Origin of the sequence: Streptomyces sp. 15-116A, from assembly GCF_025290915.1 — a bacterium.
GTDB lineage: Bacteria > Actinomycetota > Actinomycetes > Streptomycetales > Streptomycetaceae > Streptomyces.
In genome coordinates this window covers 1-6,816 of the sequence record NZ_JAOCQE010000309.1, presented here as the reverse complement: position 1 = coordinate 6,816, position 6,816 = coordinate 1, and the positions used below count along the sequence as shown (strand labels likewise).

The 6,816-nt window shown below is 72.7% G+C and carries 6 protein-coding genes; 2 read left to right on the top strand and 4 right to left on the bottom strand.

The features are described 5' to 3' along the window. Window positions 1–245 precede the first annotated feature (245 nt). Genes N4P33_RS30645 through N4P33_RS30630 form a run of 4 tightly spaced genes read right to left on the bottom strand, consistent with a single transcriptional unit; the run spans window position 246 to window position 4,104 of the window. On the bottom strand, window positions 246–1,247 hold the full coding sequence (locus N4P33_RS30645; RefSeq protein ID WP_260830199.1) for a DNA-3-methyladenine glycosylase: 1,002 nt from the start codon (window positions 1,245–1,247) through the stop codon (window positions 246–248). Between the two features lie 59 nt (window positions 1,248–1,306). Then, entirely contained in the window at window positions 1,307–2,620 is a 1,314-nt protein-coding gene (locus N4P33_RS30640) for a coenzyme F420-0:L-glutamate ligase (RefSeq protein WP_260830198.1), read from the bottom strand. Then, a complete protein-coding gene (cofD, locus tag N4P33_RS30635; RefSeq protein ID WP_260830197.1) occupies window positions 2,617–3,576 on the bottom strand; it encodes a 2-phospho-L-lactate transferase in 960 nt (319 codons plus the stop codon). The genes N4P33_RS30640 and cofD overlap by 4 nt, the downstream gene beginning before the upstream one ends. Window positions 3,577–3,609: 33 nt before the next feature. After that, window positions 3,610–4,104 (bottom strand): cysteine dioxygenase family protein, encoded by a 495-nt coding sequence (locus N4P33_RS30630; RefSeq protein WP_260830196.1) that lies wholly within the window; start codon window positions 4,102–4,104, stop codon window positions 3,610–3,612. Between the two features lie 678 nt (window positions 4,105–4,782). Here N4P33_RS30630 and N4P33_RS30625 point away from each other — a divergent pair. Together N4P33_RS30625 and N4P33_RS30620 are read left to right on the top strand one after the other, a co-directional pair. Then, window positions 4,783–5,046, top strand: coding sequence for a WhiB family transcriptional regulator (locus N4P33_RS30625; protein WP_003975777.1), 264 nt, complete (start codon window positions 4,783–4,785; stop codon window positions 5,044–5,046). 191 nt (window positions 5,047–5,237) lie between these two features. After that, a partial coding sequence (locus tag N4P33_RS30620; protein ID WP_260830195.1) for a glycosyltransferase family 2 protein occupies window positions 5,238–6,816 on the top strand: 1,579 nt, incomplete at its 3' end.

Genomic DNA, 6,816 nt, shown 5'->3' with positions numbered 1-6,816 from the left:
TGACTGTCGAGGTCCGTACCATCGAGGCCGCGCGGTCACCGGGCTTCACCGGTGAGAGCGCTCTCAGGCACCCGTACGAGCAACTTCGGGAGACCCCCCACATGACTCCTCGCCACCAGCGCACCCCCGCCCAGCACCAGCGCAGGGTGCCCAGCCGGGCGCAGCCCCTCGCACGGGCGCAGCGGCACCCCGCTAGGCAAGCGACATCCACCCCCGGCCCACGACACCTCCGGGCGCAACGCAACTCAAAGCCGCCCGATATCCCCGTGCGGCATCCGCGGCGCCCGCCGCTCCGGTACACGCCCGCTCAGCAAGATCAGACGCGCTGCCCTGTGCCGCTGGCCGGCGTACGGCTCCAGCAGCTTCAGCATCACTTCATCGTCCGCGTACCGATCCCCCGCAAGCGCCCACCCCACGATCCCCGGCAGATGCAGATCCCCCACCGTCACCGCATCCGCCGCCCCATGACTGCGCTGCACCGTCTCCGCCGACGTCCACGGCCCGATCCCCGACACCAGCTCCAGCCGCTCCTGCGCAGCCGCCGCCGGCATCGCCGCAGCCTCCTCCAGCCGCGCAGCGACCCGTACCGCCCGCAGGATCGTCGACGCCCGCTTGTTGTCGACGCCCGCCCGATGCCACTCCCAGGACGGAATCAGCGCCCACGTCCGCGGCGCCGGCATCACCGACATCCGCTCCGGCGCGGGCCCCGGCGCCGGCTCGCCGTACTTGCGTACCAGCAGCCGCCACGCCCGATACGCCTCCCCGGTCGTGACCTTCTGCTCCAGGATCGACGGGATCAAGGACTCCAGCACCAGCCCGGTCCGCGTCAGCCGCAGCCCGGGACGGCGGTGCCGGGTCAGGGCCAGCAGGCGGTGCCGGGGGACGAAGGCGGAGGGATCGTCGCCCGCACCGAGCAGTTCGGGCAGGCCCTCAAGGAGCCAGTCGGCGCCCGGTCCCCACGCTTCCCCACGGATCCGGTCTCCGTGGCGACTGACCCGCAATGTCCCCGGCCCGGCAGGCGTCAGGCTCGCCCGCCACACGGAGCCGTCCGGCGTGGCCCGGAAGGTGGGATCCCCGGGCCCCCGCCGCAAAGGGCCGAGGACGAGGCCGAGGTCCAGCGGCCCCTCCGGCACCCAGGTCCGTACGCGCGCCGGCGCCGGCGCCTGACGAGGGACCCCGGCGGGTACGGCCACATGGCCGCCGCGCACCGTCGTACGCGTCGGGCGAGGGGCGAAGCGTCCTGCCACGAGAGATCCCAGGGGTGGAAGTGAGGGGTCCTATGAGGGTAGGCGTCCGCGCGCCCTGCTCACCGCACTTCTATGAAGGCGTCCGCGTTCCGCTCCGGCCGCGGGCGGGGTTCCTCCGCCGGGTGACCGATCGCCACCGCGCCCATGGGGTCCCAGGTCGCGGGGAGGTTCAGGACGTCCCGGACCACGTCCCGGCAGAACATCGTCGAGGACACCCAGGCCGAGCCCAGCCGCTCCCCGGCCAGCGCGACCAGGAAGTTCTGTACGCCCGCGCCCGCCGCGACCACGAACATCTCCCGCTCCGCACCGTCCCGCCGCGCATCGCCGTACGTGTGCGAGCCGTCCATGACGAGGCAGGGGACGGCGAGGCAGGGCGCGTTGCGCAGGACGTCGCCGCGGCGGATGCGCTTGGCGATGGACTCCTCGGACTTGCCGTCCCGCCGCAGGTCCGCGATCCATGCCTGGCGCATGGCGTCCAGGAGACGGGTGCGGGACTCGGGGGACTCCAGCAGCACGAAACGCCACGGCGTGGTGTGGTGCGGCGCCGGTGCCGTCACGGCCGCGGCAACCGCGCGGCGGACCGCCCCCGGGTCGACCGGCTCGTCGGTGAAGGCCCGCACCGTACGGCGCTGGGTCACCGCCAGGCGGACGGCCTCGGAGGTGCCGAGGCGGAACATGTCGTCGCGGGCGCCGCGGACCATGGCGCGGGCTCCTTCGCCGTCGTCCTCCGCCACCGTGTGCGGCAGTCCGCGGACCACCGCCACGGGGAGGCCGGCCGCCTTGCCCTTGACCAGGTCGCCCGCCGCGGCCAGCTCGTCGGCCGTGGCGACGACCGTGGCGCTCAGCGGATTGCCGTGCGTGTCGGTGCCACCGCGCAGGTCGTCCAGCACGCGGATGCCCGCCGCGCCGATCGCCACATCCGTCAGGCCTGCGCGCCAGGGGCGGCCGAAGGTGTCGGTGACGATCACGCCCACCGTGACGCCGAGCGCGTCACGCAGGCCCTCGCGGATCGCCCGCGCGGACCCGTCCGGGTCCTCGGGGAGCAGCAGGACGGTCCCGGCGGGCGTGTTGGAGGCGTCGACGCCGGCCGCGGCCATGACCAGGCCCTGCCGGTTCTCCACGATGCGCAGACCGCCGCGCCGGGCCACGACCCGTACCGTCTCCGCGTCGATCGCGGCCTCCCGGTCGGCCGCCTCGACGACCCTGCCCTCCGCCTTGGACACGATCTTCGAGGTGATCAGCAGCACGTCCCCGTCGGCCAGGGAGGGCTCGGCGGTCGCGATGAGCTTGGCGAGGTCGTCGCCCTGGCGGATCTCGGGCAGGCCGGGGACGGCCCAGACCCGGTACGCGGGCGTGTCGTCGGTCCCGCTCACGCCGCGCGCACCTCCTCGGCCAGGTCGAGGGCCTCGCGGGCCATCCGCGCGGCCGCGTCGAGGTCGGTCATCATCAGCGGTACGGCCCTGCAGCGGATCCCGGCCGCCTCGACCCGCTCGACGGACGCCGCGTCGACCGTGTCGACCAGCCAGCCGTCCAGCAGGCCCGAGCCGTAGTGCTCGGCCACCGCCGCCGCCGTGGACTCCACGCCGACCGCCGCGAGCACCTTGTCGGCCATGCCCCGCACCGGCGCGTCGCCCACGATCGGCGACAGCCCGACCACCGGCACGCCCGCGTCGGCGATGGCCTCCCGGATGCCGGGCACGGCGAGGATCGTGCCGACGGAGACGACCGGGTTGGACGGCGGGAACAGGATCACGTCGGCCTCGGCGATGGCCTCCAGCACGCCCGGCGCCGGCTTTGCCTGCTCCGCGCCGACCGGGACCACCGCCTCGGCCGGCACCGAGGCCCGCAGCCGCACCCAGTACTCCTGGAAATGGATCGCCTTGCGCTCGCCGTCCAGCTCGACGGCGACATGGGTCTCCACGCGGTCGTCGGTCATCGGGATCAGCCGCACGCCCGGCTGCCAGCGGTCGCACAGGGCCTCCGTCACCGCGCTGAGCGGATATCCGGCGCCGATCATCTGCGTGCGCACGATGTGCGTGGCGAAGTCCCGGTCGCCGAGCCCGAACCACTCCGGGCCGACGCCGTACGCCGCGAGCTCCTCTTTGAGGTGGAAGGTCTCGTCGGCCCGCCCCCAGCCCTGCTTCTCGTTGATACCGCCGCCGAGCGTGTACATCACCGTGTCGAGGTCCGGGCAGACCTTCAGCCCGAAGAGGTGGATGTCGTCCCCGGTGTTGCCGATGACCGTGATGTCCGCGTCCGGCACGGCCCGCTTCAGACCACGCAGGAAACGGGCACCGCCGATGCCGCCTGCCAGAACCACAATGCGCATGCCGCCAGTCTTGCAGGCGGGTACGACAGTGCGTCAGGCAGTCAGGGAGCCGGCCTCGCAGTGCGGGGCGGTGTGCATCGGCATCTCGGTCAGGCCCGGGTAGTAGATGTGCAGGCTGACCGCGGGCTCCAGGGCGTCGTTGACGACCTCGTGCACATAGCCGGGGGCGAACACGCGCTGCGCGCCGGGCGTCAACGCGCGCGTGCCGCGTTCGGTGCGCTCGGTGAGGGTGCCGTCCAGCACGGTCAGGACGCCGGAGGAGCGGCCGTGGTCGTGCAGCCCGCTGCCCTGGCCGGGCACCCAGGACAGCAGCCACACCTCGTAGCCGGGGCCGGTGCGCAGCCGGTGGTACCAGCGGCTGGTGGCGTCGTACCGCACGAGGTGCTCCCACTGGGAGCGGTCGGCGGCGATGGAGCGGGCCAGTCCGGCGAACTCGGCGACGGTGGCCGGGTGCTCGCGCGGTGCCTGGAGCAGGTGCGGGACTTCGAGGATGTCGCCTGCGATCTGCAGGTCGCTGTCGCTGTTCATGGAGGCGGAGGTTCCTAGGCGTAAGGAGCGAGAGGGGGGCGGCCCTGGGGGGGCGCGAAGGAAACAACGGCCGGGTCGTGTGCGAGGTGACTCGGCGACGGCTGGAGACGGGAGGGCTCAACAGCCGGAACAGCAACAGCTACAGCGAGCGCGGGCAGCACCGTGGGACCCGGCGGAGCGGGTCGAGGTGAGTGCCGAGTTCGCGAGCATGCCCACAAGGACAGCGGCTCACACCTCCACTGTCAACTCGACGCCCGGAATGTGGGACATGGTTCACCTCATCCGGTTCATCTCCCAGGCGAAAGGTTTGCTCAGCCGGATCCGGGGACACATGCTGCGCACGACCGGGTGACCGAGCGCCGTTGCGATCCCGTGATCCGACTGTGATCAGGTTCGCTTCGGCTCGGTGTCGGAACGAGATCGATCTGCCGGACGTCCTTCCCGTAGAGGCTCTGCGCGGGACGGGAAGCCCGCGCGGGCCCCGGCGGGATGTCAAGGTTTATGCCGATTTGAACACTTTCCGCTAGGCCTTGGTTCCGCAGAGTGAATAAGGGGCTCAATAGCAGATCTCGGCTTGACTCTCCCGGAGCAGCGCAATTGTAATTTCACTCGTGTCGTTCAGCCGGAATCGGTAACGGCAGCATCACGGGGACGCGAAAAGACTGACGAGGGGCGCACATGACCGAGCTGGTGCAGCAACTGCTGGTCGACGACGCGGACGAGGAACTCGGCTGGCAGGAGCGCGCGCTGTGCGCCCAGACCGACCCCGAGTCCTTCTTCCCCGAGAAGGGCGGCTCCACCCGGGAGGCCAAGAAGGTGTGCCTCGCCTGCGAGGTCCGCTCCGAATGCCTCGAGTACGCCCTCGCCAACGACGAGCGCTTCGGCATCTGGGGCGGCCTGTCCGAGCGTGAGCGCCGCCGGCTGAAGAAGGCCGCCGTCTGACGGACGGCGCGTCATATTCGTACACAAAGCGCATAGATACGGCACATACGGCCCGGCGCAGGTGGGTTATCCACAGGCGGCGGGCCGCCTTGCTGTGCAGCCGATAGTGTGGTCGCTCGTCCGAGACGCCCCGCTGCCCCCACCGGGCACAGGCGTCCACCGCAGTCCACCGAACCGGGGCCCGTACCTCGATGTCCGTGCACAGCCACCCGGCAGCCCACGACGTTGCCGCCATCCCTGAGTTCCCGCGCCATGTGGTCACCGCGGTCCTCGTCTCGCACGACGGCGCCCGCTGGCTGCCCGACGCGCTCGCCGGGCTGCTCGGGCAGGAACGCCCGGTGCAGTACGCCATGGCCGCCGACACCGGCAGCGCGGACGACTCCGCCCGGCTGGTCACCGAGGCGCTCGGCGACGACCGAGTGCTGCACCTCGCCCGGCGCACGGGGTTCGGCCAGGCCGTCGAGGAGTGCCACCGCACCGCTCCCCACCTCACGCCCGAGGAACTGCCGTACCTGAAGCGGCCGAGCGGCTGGGACCCGGTCACCCGCACCTGGCGCGACGACGCCTACGACCTGCCCGAGCTCCCCTACGGCGAACCGGTGCAGTGGCTCTGGCTGCTGCACGACGACTGCGCCCCCGAACCCGACGCGCTGGCCGAGCTGCTGCGCGTCGTGGAGAACGAGTACGAGCTCGGCCGTGACGACGTGGCCGTCGTCGGCCCCAAGCTCCGCGGCTGGTACGATCGCCGGCAGCTGCTGGAGGTCGGCGTCTCCATCGCCAACTCCGGCCGTCGCTGGACCGGCCTGGACCGCCGCGAACAGGACCAGGGCCAGCACGACCACGTACGGACCGTGCTGTCGGTGTCCACCGCCGGCATGCTGATCCGCCGCGACGTCTTCGAGCGCCTCGGCGGCTTCGACCGGCATCTGCCGCTCATGCGCGACGACGTCGACCTGTGCTGGCGCGCGCACGCGGCAGGACACCGCGTCCTCGTCGCCCCCGAGGCGGTCGTCCGGCACGCCGAGGCGGCCTCCCGCGAGCGCCGCACCGTCGACTGCGTGGGCCGCACCTCCGCCTCCCCGCACAAGGTCGACAAGGCAGGTGCCGTCTACACCCTGCTCGTCAACGCCCGTACGGCGGTGCTGCCCTGGGTGCTGCTGCGGCTCGTCCTCGGCACCCTGCTGCGCACCCTCGCCCACCTCGTCGGCAAGGTCCCCGGCCAGGCGGTCGACGAGATCCGCGGCCTGATGAGCACCCTGCTGCGCCCCGAGCGGATCCTCGCCGGCCGGCGCCGCCGCGGCAGCCCGGAGATCGACAAGGGCGAACTGCGGGCGCTGTTCCCGCCGCCGGGCGCCACGGTCCGGGTCACCGTCGAACAGGTGGCGAGCAACCTCGTCGGCCGCTCCGACCCCGAGGTCACCTCCGGCGCCGGACGGCACGGCGGCGCCGTCGAGTCCGGACCCGGCGGCGACGACGCCGACTTCCTCGAGATCGAGCAGTTCGCCCGCCTCAAGCGCATCGCCCGCAAACCGGGCCCCGTGCTCTTCCTCGTGCTGCTGCTCGTCTCCCTCACCGCCTGCCGCGCCCTCCTCGGCGGCGGAGCGCTCGCGGGCGGCGCCCTGCTCCCGGCGCCCGCCGACTCCGGGGACCTGTGGGCGCGCTACACGGACGCGTGGCACGCGGTCGGCGCCGGCGGCACCGGCTCCGCGCCGCCCTACCTCGCGATCGTGGCGGCCCTCGCCTCGCTGCTGCTCGGCTCCACCGGACTGG